At 78.1% G+C, this 752-nt stretch carries 1 pseudogene; it reads right to left on the bottom strand.

Annotated elements, in window-relative coordinates:
- Positions 1–194: 194 nt before the first annotated feature.
- Positions 195–752, bottom strand: a pseudogene (locus tag ABEB16_RS21835) (phosphatase); the annotation flags it as partial.

Genomic DNA, 752 nt, shown 5'->3' with positions numbered 1-752 from the left:
CGCGGTGGCTGCACGGGATGGCCGAGCCGGCGGGCGTGGCGGGGCTGCGCGGGACGGCGCTGGGGGTGGCGCTGCGGACGCTGCGCACCGCGCTCAGCGAGTCGCGCGGCGACCGGGCACCGCTGACGCACCTGCGCCTGGTCGGCTCCGACGGCTGAACCGCCGGCCGCGGGCACGGGGCCCGGGGGCGGGCCTCAGGCGCCGCTGCGGGACGCCTCGGACGGCGCCGGCCGCCCGGCGGCGGCGAGGATCCGCTCCAGCACCTCGGGCGCGGTGGTGTTCTCCCCCAGCCGGTTCGGCTTGCCCGCGCCGTGGTAGTCGCTGGAGCCGGTGGTGAACAGGTCCAGGCCCCGCGCCAGGTCGTGCAGCACGTGCCGCTCGCCGTCGGCGTGGTCGCGGTGCTCCACCTCCAGCCCCAGCAGCCCCGCGGCGGTCATCTCCTCGATGTCGCCGACGGAGACGCAGCAGCCGCGCGCGGAGGCCAGCGGGTGCGCCAGGACCGGCACACCGCCGGCCGCGCGCACCATCCGCACCGCCGCCACCGGGTGGGGGGCGGTGTGCGGCACGAAGTACTTGCTGCCGGCGTGCAGCCACGTCTCGAAGGCGGTGTGCCGGTCGGGCACGACCCCGGCGGCCACCAGGGCGTCGGCGATGTGGGGGCGGCCGATGCTGGCACCGGCCGACACCTGCTCGAGGACGTCGTCCCAGGTGATGCCGACGTCGGGGGTGAGGCGCTCGGTCATGAGCCGGGC

The sequence above is a fragment of the Kineococcus glutinatus genome (assembly GCF_039542765.1).
Classification (GTDB): Bacteria; Actinomycetota; Actinomycetes; order Actinomycetales; family Kineococcaceae; genus Kineococcus_A; species Kineococcus_A glutinatus.
Note: the sequence above shows the minus strand (reverse complement) of the source record. Positions and strands in the feature narration are given on the sequence as shown.